This window comes from Shewanella sp. AC91-MNA-CIBAN-0169, from assembly GCF_040310165.1.
Lineage (GTDB): Bacteria > Pseudomonadota > Gammaproteobacteria > Enterobacterales > Shewanellaceae > Shewanella.
This window is the reverse complement of record NZ_JBEOPM010000014.1, coordinates 109,240-125,329: the sequence shown is the minus strand read 5'-3', so window position 1 is coordinate 125,329 and position 16,090 is coordinate 109,240. Positions and strand designations below refer to the sequence as shown.

The 16,090-nt window shown below is 42.6% G+C and carries 12 protein-coding genes; 1 reads left to right on the top strand and 11 read right to left on the bottom strand.

What is annotated here, in order from left to right:
- Window positions 1-61: 61 nt before the first annotated feature.
- The 11 genes from gabT to AAEY98_RS13425 form a co-directional block, all read right to left on the bottom strand.
- Window positions 62-1,336: a 4-aminobutyrate--2-oxoglutarate transaminase gene (gene gabT / locus AAEY98_RS13475; RefSeq protein ID WP_351017529.1), complete on the bottom strand. Its 1,275-nt coding sequence runs from the start codon at window positions 1,334-1,336 to the stop codon at window positions 62-64.
- 11 nt (window positions 1,337-1,347) lie between these two features.
- A complete protein-coding gene (gene gabD, locus AAEY98_RS13470; RefSeq protein WP_351017526.1) occupies window positions 1,348-2,796 on the bottom strand; it encodes an NADP-dependent succinate-semialdehyde dehydrogenase in 1,449 nt (482 codons plus the stop codon).
- An 84-nt stretch (window positions 2,797-2,880) separates the two neighbouring features.
- Window positions 2,881-4,167, bottom strand: a complete 1,287-nt coding sequence (locus tag AAEY98_RS13465; RefSeq protein ID WP_192114373.1) for an NAD(P)/FAD-dependent oxidoreductase — start codon at window positions 4,165-4,167, stop codon at window positions 2,881-2,883.
- A 207-nt stretch (window positions 4,168-4,374) separates the two neighbouring features.
- The gene (locus AAEY98_RS13460; protein WP_101088810.1) at window positions 4,375-5,190 is read right to left on the bottom strand and encodes an ABC transporter permease subunit; all 816 of its coding nucleotides are present in this window, start codon (window positions 5,188-5,190) and stop codon (window positions 4,375-4,377) included.
- A complete protein-coding gene (locus AAEY98_RS13455; protein ID WP_101088809.1) occupies window positions 5,187-6,086 on the bottom strand; it encodes an ABC transporter permease subunit in 900 nt (299 codons plus the stop codon). Before AAEY98_RS13455 ends, AAEY98_RS13460 begins: the two co-directional genes overlap by 4 nt.
- Complete coding sequence (gene potA, locus AAEY98_RS13450; RefSeq protein WP_162023721.1) at window positions 6,083-7,219, bottom strand: polyamine ABC transporter ATP-binding protein; 1,137 nt, start codon at window positions 7,217-7,219, stop codon at window positions 6,083-6,085. The genes AAEY98_RS13455 and potA overlap by 4 nt, the downstream gene beginning before the upstream one ends.
- 159 nt (window positions 7,220-7,378) lie before the next feature.
- Window positions 7,379-8,479: a polyamine ABC transporter substrate-binding protein gene (locus AAEY98_RS13445; protein ID WP_101088807.1), complete on the bottom strand. Its 1,101-nt coding sequence runs from the start codon at window positions 8,477-8,479 to the stop codon at window positions 7,379-7,381.
- Window positions 8,480-8,736: 257 nt separating this feature from the next.
- Window positions 8,737-10,137, bottom strand: coding sequence for an aspartate aminotransferase family protein (locus tag AAEY98_RS13440; protein WP_208062785.1), 1,401 nt, complete (start codon window positions 10,135-10,137; stop codon window positions 8,737-8,739).
- Between the two features lie 97 nt (window positions 10,138-10,234).
- Complete coding sequence (locus tag AAEY98_RS13435; RefSeq protein WP_101088806.1) at window positions 10,235-11,590, bottom strand: glutamine synthetase family protein; 1,356 nt, start codon at window positions 11,588-11,590, stop codon at window positions 10,235-10,237.
- Window positions 11,591-11,592: 2 nt separating this feature from the next.
- On the bottom strand, window positions 11,593-12,357 hold the full coding sequence (locus AAEY98_RS13430) for a gamma-glutamyl-gamma-aminobutyrate hydrolase family protein (protein ID WP_101088805.1): 765 nt from the start codon (window positions 12,355-12,357) through the stop codon (window positions 11,593-11,595).
- A gap of 445 nt (window positions 12,358-12,802) precedes the next feature.
- Window positions 12,803-13,351 (bottom strand): cupin domain-containing protein, encoded by a 549-nt coding sequence (locus AAEY98_RS13425; RefSeq protein WP_101088804.1) that lies wholly within the window; start codon window positions 13,349-13,351, stop codon window positions 12,803-12,805.
- A gap of 233 nt (window positions 13,352-13,584) precedes the next feature.
- On the opposite strand from AAEY98_RS13425, the gene AAEY98_RS13420 reads away from it, so the two are divergent.
- Complete coding sequence (locus AAEY98_RS13420; RefSeq protein WP_351017522.1) at window positions 13,585-14,892, top strand: NAD(P)/FAD-dependent oxidoreductase; 1,308 nt, start codon at window positions 13,585-13,587, stop codon at window positions 14,890-14,892.
- Window positions 14,893-16,090 lie beyond the last annotated feature (1,198 nt).

Genomic DNA, 16,090 nt, shown 5'->3' with positions numbered 1-16,090 from the left:
AGTATGAGATATAAAAAATCCCGTAAAAACGGGATTCTATTGATTATTCTGATAAAAGCCGCTATTTAAACACGGTCTGAAATGTAGAGTCCATAATCGCAAGACCAGTATCAATTTGTGCATCTGGCGCAGTTAATGGTACCAGCACTCGGATAACGTTGCCGTAAGTACCACAAGACAATAAAATCAGTCCGCGGTTACGTGCTTCAGTTAAAATCTTACCACTGTACTGCGGAGCAGGTTCACCATCTTCCATTAACTCAATGGCGATCATTGCACCCAATCCACGCACATCAGCAATTTGCGGATACTTAGCTTGCATATCAGTGAGTGCCGACTTAAGCCGATGACCAACTTCATTAGCGCGAGTTAATAACTGCTCTTCTTCAAACACTTCAATAACCGCTAACGCAGCAGCGCAGGCAATCGGGCTACCACCATAAGTACCACCTAAGCCACCAGCGGTAACAGCATCCATGACTTCTGCTTTACCGGTAATACCTGATAGTGGGAAACCACCGGCAATTGACTTGGCAAAGGTAGTAATGTCTGCGGCTACACCCATTTGCTCCATCGCAAAAAAAGTACCTGTGCGACCAGCGCCGGTTTGCACTTCATCGGCAATTAATACAATGCTATGGTTGTCGCACAATTCACGTAAGCGCTTCATAAATGATGGCGTAACGGCGTAAAAGCCACCCTCACCTTGTACCGGCTCTAAAATAATTGCGGCAATATCGGCAGGCTCAGCATCATTCTTAAAAATACGTTCAATTGATGCCATAGCATCATCTTCAGACACGCCATGCATTTCACACGGAAATTCAGCTCGGAACACGTTGGCAGACATTAAGCCCATGCCTTTACTGTACGGTGCTACTTTACCAGTTAATGCTAACGCAGCGATGGTTCGACCATGATAGCCAGAGGTAAATGCAATAACGCCTGCTCGTTTTGTATAAGCACGGGCTACTTTAACTGCGTTTTCAACCGCTTCAGAACCACTGGTAAATAAGGCGGTTTTTTTAGCAAAATCGCCTGGTACCAAATGGTTAAGTTTTTCACATACCGCAATGTAACTTTCGTAACCCAACACCATAAAACATGTGTGAGAAAATGCATCTAACTGCGCTGCCACTGCCGCTTTAACTTTAGGGTGCAAATGGCCAGTATTGAGTACCGCAATACCACCGGCAAAGTCGATATATTCACGACCTTCAACATCCCATACTGTGGCGTTTTCAGCACGTTCAGTAAAAATTGGGTGAATTTGCCCTACACCTTGAGCCACTGCCGCTTGGCGACGAGCCATTAATCCATCATTTGTTTTAGTCATAGCCCGCTCTCTTAAACTGACATGCAGATATATTTCATTTCAAGGTATTCTTCAATACCAAATTTTGAGCCTTCGCGGCCTAATCCAGACGATTTAATGCCACCAAATGGCGCGACTTCGGTCGAGATTAATCCGGTGTTAACGCCCACCATACCGTATTCAAGTGCTTCTGCTACTTTGTAGACCAGCGAAATATCACGACCATAAAAGTAAGCGGCTAGGCCAAATTCAGTGTCATTAGCTTGTTTAATCACATCATCTACTGAGTCGAATTTGAATAGCGGTGCTAATGGGCCAAAAGTCTCTTCTTTGGCAACTAACATCGATTTATCAACGTCACGTAAAATAGTAGGTTCAAAGAAAAAGCCACCTAAGCTATGTGTTTTACCGCCAGTGACGATACTTGCGCCTTTAGCAACAGCATCGGCTAAATGACGCTGTACTTTAGTCACTGCATCAGCATTGATTAACGGGCCGATATTCACCCCAGTATCCACGCCATTACCGACACTTAATTTAGCCACTGCGGCAGCAAACTTTTGGGTGAATTGCTCATACACCCCTGCTTGGACATAAATACGGTTGGCACACACACAGGTTTGACCGGCATTACGGTATTTAGCAATCATTGCGCCATCAACTGCGGCATCAATATCGGCATCATTAAAAACGATAAACGGTGCATTACCACCTAGCTCCAATGACAGTTTTTTAAGTGTTGGAGCACATTGCTCCATTAACTTAATTCCTACTGCAGTTGAACCAGTAAAAGATAATTTACGCACAATAGGGCTTTCACATAAGGCATTACCAATCGCAATCGCATCACCAGTGATAACACTAAACACACCAGCAGGAATCCCCGCACGATGTGCAAGCTCAGCTAATGCTAATGCGGTAAATGGAGTTTGCGGCGCAGGTTTAACGACCATAGTACAACCGGCTGCTAGTGCAGGCCCGGCTTTACGGGTGATCATCGCGGCCGGAAAATTCCACGGGGTAATCGCCGCAGTCACGCCAACAGGTTGTTTAATCACCGTCAGTCTTTTATCTGCTTGATGACCAGGAATCGTATCGCCATAGATACGTTTAGCTTCTTCGGCAAACCATTCGATAAACGAGGCAGCATAGGTTACTTCACCTCTTGATTCTGCCAGCGGTTTACCTTGCTCAGTCGTCATCATCAACGCTAGGTCTTCAGCATTTTCATGCATTAACTCAAACCAACGGCGTAACTTCTGGCTACGCTCTTTTGCAGTCAGCGCGCGCCATGCAGGTAAGGCATTATTGGCTGCTGTAATGGCTGCTTCGGTTTCTGCTTTGCCCATAACAGGCACATTACCGATGATTTCTTGGGTAGCAGGGTTAGCTATAGCAACCGTTTCGCCGCTGTTAGCACCCAACCATAGGCCATCGATATAACATTGTTCATGCAATAAGCTTGGATCATTTAAAATCACAATGCGCTCCTACTAAATTCTAATAAAACTCAGTTAATCATTGATTAATCAATCGTTAACAGACAGCTGATAATCAACTGATGGTTATATGCCAAACTTGTCACGTAACGTGTAATACCACGCACCTAAGGCACTAAACGGCACTCGAAGTGCATGCCCGCCAGGGAATGGATAATGCGGCAATGCGGCAAAAGCATCAAAACGTGTGGCTTGGCCATTAAGCATTTCGGCAATTAACTTACCGGCTAAATGAGTATAGGTAACCCCATGACCACTACAGCCTTGTGAGTAATAAATATTATCGCCAATACGGCCCACTTGTGGCAGGCGCGATAACGTCATTAAAAAGTTACCCGTCCAAGCATAGTCAACTTTAACCCCTTTTAACTGCGGAAAGGTCTTTAATAGTTTAGGCATAATCAAGGCTTCAACGTTGGCCGGATCGCGTGCACCATAAACCACGCCACCACCAAAAATAAGGCGTTTATCGCCAGTAAGACGGTAATAATCTAATAGGTAGTTACAGTCTTCAACGCAATAGTCTTGCGGTAGTAAACTCGCAGCCATTTCATCTGACAATGGTTCAGTGGTAATCACTTGAGTACCACAAGGCATGGATTTAGCTTGTAGCTCTGGCAATAATTTACCTAAATAAGCATTACCAGCTACCACTACAAATTTACATTTAACCTGGCCTTGTGCTGTGTGCACAACCGGTGATGCGCCATCGTCCACTTTAATGACAGCTGAATCTTCAAAAATCAATCCACCAAGTGATTCCACCGCACGGGCTTCACCTAATGCAAGGTTTAGAGGATGAATATGGCCACCGCTTTTATCGAGTAAACCACCGACATATAAATCGGTATTAACCACTTTGCGAATGCCATCCTGGTCGAGTAACTCTAATTGATTATTATGACCATGAGCTTCCCATAATGATTTTTGACTCTGTAAATGGCCCATTTGCTTGGCGTTCATGGCGGCAAAAACACCACCCTCTTTTAAGTCGCAATCAATGTTGTATTTGGCAATACGGTCACGAATAATCTGACCACCTTCGAACGCCATTTGACCAAATAGTTTAGCTTGTTCTTTGCCGACAACGCCTTCGATAGAATCAATGTCACGACTAAAAGAATTGACAATTTGACCGCCGTTTCGACCTGATGCTCCCCAGCCAATTCTTGCCGCTTCAAGCACCACAACTTTCATGCCGCTTTCTAATAAATGTAACGCAGAAGACAAACCAGTATAGCCCGCGCCAATAACACAAACATCTGTTTCAATTGTAGATTCTAAGCGAGGACGTTCGACTTTATCATTAGCCGATGCAGCATAATATGAACTAGCATGAGGTGTGGCGGACATAGCACTTCCTTTATAGGTTCAAAACGTAATTCAACTCACTCATCCTACACTTATGCAAATTTAAAAACTAGCATTAATCGCGTAATTTTTGACACTTTGTTGAATATATTAAACACCTGTGTCAGTAGAATATAGCAAATAGATTATCGAAAATAAAAAGCCACACTGACATCAGCGTGGCTTTTACATTGTGTTTATTGAGTATTGTTATTCCATCGCAATTTTAGCTTTTTTCTCTGCTCGGCGTGCAAAATACCAAGATAAGAAAGCCACTAAAGAAACCGCTAAAATAATAATCGTCGCCAGCGCGTTAATCTTAGGTGAAACCCCTAAGCGTACTGACGAAAACACCACCATAGGCAAGGTTGTAGAACCAGGACCAGAGGTAAAGCTGGCAATCACTAAGTCATCTAACGACAAGCTAAATGATAACAACCAACCGGCAATAAGTGATGGCGCTATCATTGGTATGGTGATTAAAAAGAAGGTTTTTAATCGCGTTGCACCTAAGTCCATCGCCGCTTCTTCTATCGACAAATCCAGTTCACGCAGTCTTGACGATACCACTACCGCAACATAAGCAGCACAGAAAGTAGAGTGGGCAATCCATACCGTAAACATGCCGCGCTCAGTGGGCCAGCCAAAGGTTTCTGACATTTGTACAAATAACAGTAGCAACGACAAACCAGTGATAACTTCAGGCATAACCAAAGGTGCGGTGATCATGTTAGACAAGGTTAACTTAGCCCATGAGCGTCTAAAACGGGTCATCACAAACGCTGCCATCGTTCCAATAATCACTGCCATGGTGGAGCTATAAAAGGCAATGCGTAAACTGGTCCAGACTGCATTTAATATTTGCTGGTCCTCAAATAGCTCGCCATACCATTTAGGCGAAAATCCTCCCCACACGGTAACCAGTTTTGAGTCGTTAAATGAATAGATGACCAAAATAAGCATTGGCGCATATAAAAAGATTAACCCCACCCACAACATCACTTTAGAGAAACTTAACTTCTTCATACGTCGCTCTCCATGTTGCGTGACTGATAACGGTGGAACAAAGTAATTGGGACAATCAATAACGCTAGCATAACAATCGCTAATGATGACGCTACCGGCCAGTCGCGGTTATTAAAGAACTCTTGCCACAACACCTTACCAATCATTAATGAGTCAGGACCACCCAGCAGCTCAGGAATAACAAACTCACCCACGGCAGGGATAAATACCAACATCGAGCCAGCGATTACACCGCCCATTGATAATGGCAGAGTAATTTTCCAGAAAGTATTGATACTGCTAGAGCCTAAATCTGAAGCTGCTTCTAGTAAGCTTAAATCTAATTTAACAAGGGTGGCGTATAGCGGCAGAATCATAAACGGTAAGTAGGCATAAATAATACCAATGTATACTGCAAAATTAGTATTCAGCATTTGTATTGGTTCAGAAATAATACCTAACCAAGTCAAGGCGTTATTGATTAAACCGTTGTTACTTAAAATACCCATCCATGCGTATACCCGAATCAAAAAGGAGGTCCACGACGGCAACATCACCAGTAGCAGCAATACCGCCTGCATTCTTACTGGGGCGCGGGCAATGGCATAAGCCATCGGAAAACCAAGCACCAAACAGCCAAGTGTGGCAACAAAAGCCATTTTTAATGAGGTTAAGTACGCCATGTAATACATTGAATCTTGCAGCAACAATAAATAGTTACCCAGATTAACGAATATATTTAGCGCCTCATCAACATAATTAAACGTTGGCTCGTACGGTGGAATGGCAATCGCAGCAGTCGAAAAGCTCAGCTTTAATACTATGGCGAACGGTAAGGCGAAAAACAGTAACAACCATAGGTATGGAATCCCCATGGTGAGATGTCGGCCTTTGAATATTTTCAATGGATTCTTCATGAGTTTAATACAACCCCGCTGGTGTCTTCCCAACTGATGTAAACCTCGTCTTCCCACGTTGGGTGATCGGCGCGGCGTTCACGGTTAATCATTGAGCATTGAACGATTTGGTTGTTTTTTAACTTAATGTAATACACCGACAAACCACCTAGGTAGGCGATGTCATGCACTACGCCGTGAGCCCAGTTATATTCACTTTCAGGCTTTTGGCGGGTAATAATGGTTTTTTCTGGTCGTAGGGCTAAAAATACATTTTTGTTTTCTAGACTGGTTGAAATACCGTGACCAATGTAAAACTGTTGCGATAAAGTTGGCGATTTAATAATTGCGTGGTCAACTTCATCTTTAATGATTTCACCTTCGAATAAGTTAACCGTACCAATAAACTCAGCAACCATACGGCTAGCTGGCGACTCGTAAATGTCCATTGGGCTGCCGGTTTGGGCAATCCAACCTTCATGCATAATCGAAATACGTCCGGCCATAGTCATGGCTTCTTCTTGGTCATGGGTTACCATCACGCAGGTAACACCTACCGCTTCTAAAATATCGACCACTTCTAACTGCATTTGAGTACGCAGCTTTTTATCTAATGCGCCCATTGGCTCATCAAGTAATAATAATTTAGGTCGCTTTGCTAATGAACGAGCTAAGGCGACACGCTGACGTTGACCACCCGATAACTGATGCGGTTTACGTTTACCGTATTTGTCCATGTGCACCAGTTTAAGCATTTCTTTAACCCGCACAGCAATATCAGCCTTAGGCATCTTGTCTTGCTTCAATCCAAAAGCAATATTTTGTTCAACCGTCATGTGCGGAAATAAAGCATACGATTGGAACATCATATTAATAGGGCGTTCGTACGGTGGCATATCAGTAATGTCGACACCATCAAGAAAAATACGCCCTTCAGTTGGCTTTTCAAAACCCGCGAGCATGCGTAACAAGGTTGATTTACCCGAACCTGAACCACCCAAAAGCGCAAATATTTCGCCACGGTTAATGGTTAACGAGACGTCGTCTACTGCACGCACATCATCGAAAAGTTTGCTGACACGCTCAATTTTGAGCAGCACTTTATCTTGCGTCTTTGTGGTTGGTTTATTAGTGACGCTCGAGGTGTTTACCATAATACTGCTCCGCCTTTTGGAGTATGCGTACCGCAACAGAACAGCCTGTTTCTGGGCACACGTAACAATCTGTTAAAGTGGCAAAATTAGCCAATAAATACATCAATACTGCTATAAAACAGGGCGAGAGGGCTCGCCCTGAGTGCTAGTGAGGTTAGGTTATTGACCTGACTTCACTTTGGTCCATGCACGCGTTACTACACGTTGAATTTTTAATGGACGAATATCGCCAATGTACAACTTATCAATTACCGACTGTGGTGGGTAAATGGCTGGGTCATTACGAATCGCTTCGTCAACTAAGGCTTGTGCTGGAGCGTTAGGGTTAGCGTAAGCAACATAGTTACTGATAGGTGCAATCACTTCAGGGCGAAGTAAGTAGTTAATCAGTTTATGGGCGTTATCTACGTTAGTGGCATCTTGTGGGATGGCTAACATATCAAACCATAAGTTGGCGCCTTCTTTTGGAATAGAATAGCCAATCTTATTACCGTTACCGGCTTCATCAGCACGTGCAGCAGCCTGGAATACATCACCAGAGAAACCAAACGCGACACAGATATCGCCGTTAGCTAAGTCTGAAATGTAGCGCGATGAATGGAAGTAAGTGACGTAAGGACGTACTTTTTCCAACACTGCGGCGGCTTTTTCATAATCAGCAGCATTTTTACTGTTTGGATCTAAGCCTAAGTAAATCAGGGCTTGAGGTAACATGTCGTCGGCAGAATCAAGCATCGAGAAACCACATGAGCCAATTTTTTCAGCATACTTAGGGTTAAAGATAAGCTCTAAAGAATCAAATGGCGCATCTTCACCTAATACCGCTTTCACTTTTTCAATATTATATCCAATACCGTTAGTGCCCCATAAATACGGAATTGCGTGCTCATTGGCCGGATCAGCTTTTTGTAGTTGTTTCATTAAATCAGGCTTTAAGTTGGCATAATTAGTCAACTTAGCGCGATCAAGCTTTTGAAATGCACCCGCTTTAATTTGCTTAGCTAAAAAGTGATTAGACGGAACAACAATGTCATAACCGCTGTGGCCAGAAAGTAATTTCGCTTCAAGTACTTCATTACTGTCAAACACGTCATAAATAACATGAATACCGGTTTCTTTCTCAAAATTGGCTAAGGTATCTTCGGCAATATAATCCGACCAGTTGTACATTTTAACCACTTCCTGAGCCTGAATAGCAGTGCTTGAAAACACACCCGCAGTAATTAAGGCCAATGTGGATAGTTTGTTTAATAGCTTCATACTTTCTCCCTGTTGGATAATGGTCAGAATGGTACTGACATTTGTTTTTTTCGCTAGGTCTTACCAGCGTGTAAAATCTTCTTTCTAATGAAAGAAATTATCCAATGCTACAACTTAACTATGCATCGGTATGGTTAACGCGACATTACTTGTTTCCTTCAGCGCGATTCTATCAAAAACACTTTCGATTACTAGATCGTGTAAATGCAATTGGTTAAAAAATCACTATATTGCAATAATCATTCAGTAACGGGACATCACTCCATGGTTTTTACGTGTTGATAAGTATCATTTAACGCTTGCGTCGCTTTCGCGACTAACTCGTCAATCTCACTATGACTAATGGTTAATGGCGGTGAAATAATCATGGTGTCGCCGACAGAACGCATCACCAAACCATGGGTGATACACGCATCGCGGCAATATGTTCCAACGCCGACGTTGGCATCAAATCGTTGTCGTAACGATTTATCTTTGACTAACTCTATAGCTGCAACTAACCCAACACCACGCACCTCACCCACTAATGGATGTTCGGCCAATTGTTGTAAGCACGACTGTAAATACGGCGAGGTATCGTTAGCCACACGTTCAACTAATTTTTCTTGTTCAATAATACGAATATTTTCTAATGCAGCTGCTGCGGCAACCGGATGACCAGAATAAGTAAAACCGTGGGTAAATTCGCCGCAGTCTTGCTTAATAACCTCGGCCACTTTGTCTGACACAATCACCCCGCCCATTGGCACATAACCGGACGTCATGCCTTTGGCTATCGTGATAAGGTCTGGCTGCAAATCAAAATACTCAGCGGCAAACCACTTTCCGGTACGGCCAAAACCGCTGATCACTTCATCAAGAATAAATAAAATATCGTATTTGGCTAAAATGCGGTTTATTTCAGGCCAATACGTTGATGGAGGAATAATCACCCCACCTGCGCCTTGAAAAGGTTCGGCAATAAAAGCGGCAACATTGTCTTCGCCTAGCTCAATAATCTTGGCTTCAAGTGCTTGCGCAGTTTTCAAACCAAATTCTTCTGGGGATAAATCTTTACCTTCGGCATACCAATAAGGTTGCGCAATATGCACCACGCCAGGAATAGGTAAATCGCCTTGTTCATGCATGCCCGACATACCACCTAAACTGGCACCCGCGACAGTAGAACCATGGTAAGCATTAACTCGACTGATAATGGTTTTCTTGCTTGGTTTGCCTTTTAAATCCCAGTAACGTCGCACCATACGTAAGTTGGTGTCATTTGACTCAGAACCCGACCCGGTAAAAAACACATTGTTCATGTGCGCAGGGGCAAGAGAAGCAATTTTTTGCGCTAATTCAATCGCTGGAGGATGAGAGCATTGGAAAAAACTATTATAAAAGGGCAGCTTTTGCATTTGTTTGCTGACAGCATCCACAATTGACTGCCGACCATAGCCCACATTGACACACCATAAGCCTGCCATGCCATCCAACAGTTTATGACCCATTACATCCCACAGATATACTCCATCAGCCCGTTCGATCACCCGAGTGCCCTTTTCAGCTAACCCCTTTGAATCGGTAAATGGGTGAATAAAATGCTGTTTGTCTGCTGTTTGCAGACGTTCAAGCTTTTGCTGTTGGATCATCGCATCTGTCGATAATGGTTTTGTCATACTTGTATCCTTTCAAACAGATAGCAAATCCGTTGGTATTTGCTATCTGCTGCTATCCACACACATTAATAATGTAAGCCAATACGCTCAGCTATCATTACACTGTTAGTAATAAGAACTCACGTTCCCACGAACTCACAACGCGTCTAAAGTTTTCAAGTTCAGCTTGTTTTACCGCCACAAAACCAGTGGTAAAAGATTGGCCTAAATACTCAATACAAGCATCACTGCTTTGCATCGCCACTAACGCTTCTTCTAAGGTCAAAGGTAAGCAGTTTTCGTTATTAGTACGGCTTTCGTTCGACTTTCCTGTCACAGGTGTAGAAGGTTTTAAGTCGTCAACCATACCGATATAACCACATAATAAGCTGGCAGCAATCGCAAGATAACAGTTAGCATCAGCACCCGGAATACGGTTTTCAATACGACGATTTTGTGGCGATGATTCAGGAATACGAAGACCACAAGTACGATTTTCCACGCCCCATTCTAAGTTTACTGGAGCAGAAGTGCCCGGTAAGAAGCGGCGGAACGAGTTAGCACTTGGCGCCATTAACGGTAACAATTCAGGAATGTACTGTTGTAAACCCGCAATATAGCTGAGGAATAATTTACTTTGAGTGCCATCTTCTTTAGTGAAAATGTTTTTACCGGTTTTAATGTCCAGTACGCTCTGGTGAATGTGCATCGCGCTGCCAGGTTCATCGGTAACAGGCTTAGCCATAAAGGTGGCACACACATCATGCTTTAATGCGGCTTCTTTTAAGGTGCGCTTAAAAATGAACACCTGATCGGCTAATGACAATGCATTACCGTGGCTGAAGTTAATCTCCATTTGTGCTGGACCGTCTTCATGAATCAAAGTATCAATATCTAACCCTTGGATTTCACACCAATCATACATATCTTCAAACAATGGATCGTATTCGTTAGCAGCATCGATAGAGAAAGACTGACGGCCTGCTTCTGGGCGGCCAGAGCGCCCAATAGGTGGCTTAAGCGGTAAATCATGATCATCAGAACGTTTGGTGAGGTAAAATTCCATTTCAGGAGCAATCACCGGTTCCCAACCTTTATCTTCATAAAGCTTAAGTACTTTCTTCAACACGTTACGCGGTGACAATTCAATTGGATTACCCATACGATCATAACAATCATGGATAACCTGAGCCGTGGCTTCAACGGTCCATGGCAACATAAATACTGCATTTTCGTCTGGAACACAGACAAAATCGATATCGGCATCGTCGAGAAGTTGATAATAAATTTCTTCGTTAATGAAATCACCGGTGACCGTTTGCAACAGCACGCTCTCAGGTAAACGCATGCCTTTTTCTGATACAAACTTATCTACTGGGGCAATTTTGCCTCGTGCAATGCCAGTCATATCACTGATAACACATTCTACTTCGGTAATTTTTTTGTCTTTTAAAAAAGCGATTAACTTATCCATTTTTATCTCACTTGTGTTGCCGCATGTTGTCTACAGGCTTGTCCGAATGCTTCGAAGATTGCAGTATAGAATGCATTTTCGGTTACTTTCCATTCTGGATGCCATTGGACTCCTAATGCAAAATTTTTAGCATTTTTAACAGAAAATGCTTCTACTAAACCGTCTGGAGCGAATGCTTCTGGCTGTAACCCCTCACCAAGACGTTCAACGCCTTGAGTATGAACAGAGTTAACCTCTGCGGTGTCACAGCCCCATGCATCGTGAAGAAGCCCGCCAGCAACCAGATTAACTGGATGCGAAATACCATATTGCACATCTAATGGGGCTTTCTTATCTTCACGATGTTCAATATACGTGCCAACTTCATGTAGCTTCTGATACAAACTGCCACCAAAAACAACGTTCATTTCTTGAAAACCACGACAAATACCTAATACAGGGATCCCTGCATCAATAGCGGCTTTTATCAGTGGTAAGGTTAATGCGTCACGCTTGGGATCATGATGGGTTCCATCATCACTAGCAGGACCTTGGTAATGATGAGGTTCAACATTCGATGGAGAACCTGTAAAAAGGATTCCGTCGAGACGAGCAAGAATAGCGTCAATAGGCGTATCTACGCCCAGTGATGGGATGACTAAGGGGAACCCTTTAGCGCCATTAACTACACTTAACAAGTATTTCTCACCCACAATGTTAAATGGATGAAGACCAATTTGCTGGTTGCACGCTACTACCCCTATGAGGGGAAGACCTGACAGAGACATATCTCACCTTTAGCAAAGAATGTGACGAACTTAATGTTTTACGTGTTCGTTTTTTCACACACTACACGGATTTTTTTAGCTAGGCAAGAGGATAACTGATGATAAAAACAACTTTTAACAAAAATAAATTAAAACACTTTAAAAACAAACTAGTAACTTTAAATTAACCGCAATGCATAAAAAAATATTCCAAGTAACTTTGATGAAATATCATAAAGAAATGCGCCAAAATGGGGAGGGCAATGCACGAAAAAAGGGAATTTGTTGCTTAATATTCTTTACACAAGCCAATAATCTCATGCTAGGAAGTAATACGACAAAGGCTAAAAGTGAGTTAGAAATTAGCTTTTTGAGAAGTAGGAATAGCAAGATTAATTGATAATCTTGGGCTATTCCCTTGAACAAACGTAGTAGATATAAGCAGAAAAAGTTGAATAATAAATCATTAAAAATCAGCTGGTGTTGTGGCGCTAGTTAGCTTGCAAGGTTCATCAAATGGGTTACGAAATCGATGAGGTTGTTCACTATTAAAATAGTAACTATCGCCTTTTTCGAGGATAAAAACCTCTTCGCCAACAGTAAGCTCAAGCTTACCTTCTATAATGATGCCACCTTCCTCACCCTTATGTTGCAGCATTTCAGCGCCTGTATCAGCATTGACAGGATATGTTTCACTCATTAGCGACATCGCACGGTTTGGGTAATCACGGCCAATAAGCTTATAGACTAATTCACCCGTACCTATATCCAGCAACTCATTACCCCGATAAACCACTTTTTGGTCACCGATAGAGCCATCATCAATAGAGAAAAAATCCACTAATGACATCGGGATCCCGGCTAAAACCTTTTTAAGTGAACTCACCGAAGGGCTAACACTGTTTTTCTCAATCATTGAAATTGTACTGTTGGTAACCCCTGCACGCTTGGCTAACTCACGTTGAGATAACCCTTTCAATTTACGAACAGCTTTTAGGCTTGTACCAATATCCAAATTCGTTCTCCTAGTAAATGTTGACCAATATCCTGCTGCTAAAGTGTTGCAGATTATTAACACTTTACCAAAAATCTGTATTCATTAAGCATGATATCTTACTTAAATCAAAGCAATTGTATTTTACACCAAATAAGTGTTAAATAAAATGCACACCGCAGATGGCTTAGATTGCATCTAACTATTCATTTAAAAGTTATTATTACAACTATAATCAATAGCTTGGAGCGTTTATGCCGCATAAATCCCCGATTCATAGCCAACACTACCCAGACTCCTTTTATGTCGCGACCGCCAAAGAGCTTTATCAGCATCCCAAGCTAACCGAAAACATTACTGTCGATGTGTGTATTGTCGGCGGTGGATTTAGCGGGATCAATACTGCAATTGAACTCAGACAACGCGGCTACAGTGTCGCATTGCTCGAAGCCAAACGGATTGGTTGGGGCGCATCTGGCCGAAATGGTGGTGAACTTATGCGTGGGATCGGTCATGACGCTAGTCAATTTCGAAATGAAATTGGTGACGAAGGTGTAAAATCTATTCAACAAATGGGTTTTGAAGCCGTTGATATTGTCACCGAGCGCATTGCCGAGCACAGAATCGATTGCGACTTACACATGGGTTATTGTGATTTAGCCGTAAAGCCACGGCACATGGATGATTTAGCGGCAGAATACCAAGATCTTCAAGACCAAGGTTATCAAAAAAAAATCAAGCTGCTTGATCGTTCACAAATTGGTGAAGTTATCGGTTCAGACTTTTATCAAGGCGCCTTGGTCGATATGGGCAGCGGACATTTACACCCACTTAATTTAGCCCTAGGCGAAGCGCGTGTCGCCCGCGAACTTGGTGCACAATTATTTGAGTACAGCGCCGCAGAAAAAATCATTAAAGGCACTAAACCCAAAGTCATTACCGCTGAAGGCGAAGTAACTTGTGACTATCTAGTCATGGCCGGTAATGGTTATATCGGCAATAAATTAAGCCCTTTCCTTGGTGGAAAAGTGTTGCCAACTGGCACCTATTTATTAGCCACTGAGCCATTAACCGAGCAACAATGTGCCAGTATCATCCCGCAAAACATGGCATTTGCCGATATGCGCGTGGCGTTAGATTACTTCCATTTATCAGCAGACCGTCGTTTATTGTTTGGTGGTTTATGCACTTATTCTGGTAAAGACCCAAAAGACATTGAAGCCGAGTTAAGACCTAATCTTGAAAAAGTGTTTCCACAATTAAAAGGCATCAAAATTGATTATGAATGGGGCGGAATGATGGGCATCGGCGCCAATCGCATGCCGCAAATAGGCCGTTTACCTGACGCAGCCAACATCTACTTTGCTCAAGCCTATGCCGGACACGGGGTAAACGCTACGCATATGGCAGCAAGATTAATTGCTGAAGCCATTAGCCAGCAATCACAACGTATTGATGTGTTTAATGACATTAAACACATGACCTTCCCAGGCGGGCCCATGTTGCGATCGCCATTGCTTGCAGCTGGAATGTTTTATCATAGGATGAAGGATTTGCTATAGGTTGATGGATTTGCTGCGGGTTGGCAAAAGGGTCAACCTTTGTTCTTTTTATGGCCTGCGGCCACTAACGCTTAAGATCGCAAGGTTCCCCCCTGCACAGGCCAAATATGGCGTCATTCCGGCAATGCTTTTGAGCCGGAATCCAGGTGTTATTTTTGCTTTGTACTTTTGTACTTTTGTACTTTATGGCCTGCGGCCACTAACGTCGTGGCGCTTCGCCCACACCAGACCAAGAGGAAACCAACGGCTGTTCCCTCTTGGAACTCCCAGCCGCCCCGCAACATTTTCACTATTTACAAAACAATAGCTGCGAAAAGTCGCCATGGGGATTGATCCAGCTTTGGACTTCATTTTAGTGTTCTTCGGCCTTATTCGAAAATGCTAACGCTTCAGATGGGGCGTCCCTTCCCCTCCAAAGCTAGCCAGACATCCATGTCTGGGCTCACGTCATTTTCTTCAACGACCTCAAGTTCAGAGTTGAATTTGGGCATTTGAAAGCTAGGAACAACTCGTTTTTGGACATAAACGAGCCAGTGATGAACAAGTCGAACAAGCAGTAGAGAAACAAACCGAGCAGCTAAACTATAACGCGCTGGGGCCTAGGCCCGAAACAATGGGTGTCTCGTTTAAATATTCAAATAAAAACTCGAACAACAATGAATATCGTAATAAAAAAATATGTTACATAGCTATGCAACCTAATTTTTCTAGGGTCTATACTGATTTCAAAATCAGGTTCATATATTTTTAACCTTTTACAAAAAAGTGAATAAATGTATTGCCATAAAGCACATATTGAAAATATAAAAAAATACCCGCTCACGCTAACATCTGAAAAAAAACTAACATCATTTGCATTTAACACCCCATGCAAGATGAAAAAAAAACCTAATGACGAAAGCAATACCATAGACACAGCCCCAGAATGGCCAAAACTTTTACTTCTATAATATGCATAACCGCCAACAATATAACTACGAAAATAATACACTTTTAATTACCTCTAAGGTTTATATCTGTGTAATGGTGCATCTATTTTGGTCACTGCTTTATAGATTCCGAAGTCGATATTTGGTTTCTATCATTAGATAAATGATGTAAGTCAGAAATCGTGATTAACTCATAATGGGTCATAAACGTTTTAGAAAAGCCAGTGTTTCAATTTACTTTTTATAAAAGTTTACCCTGACCCCACTAA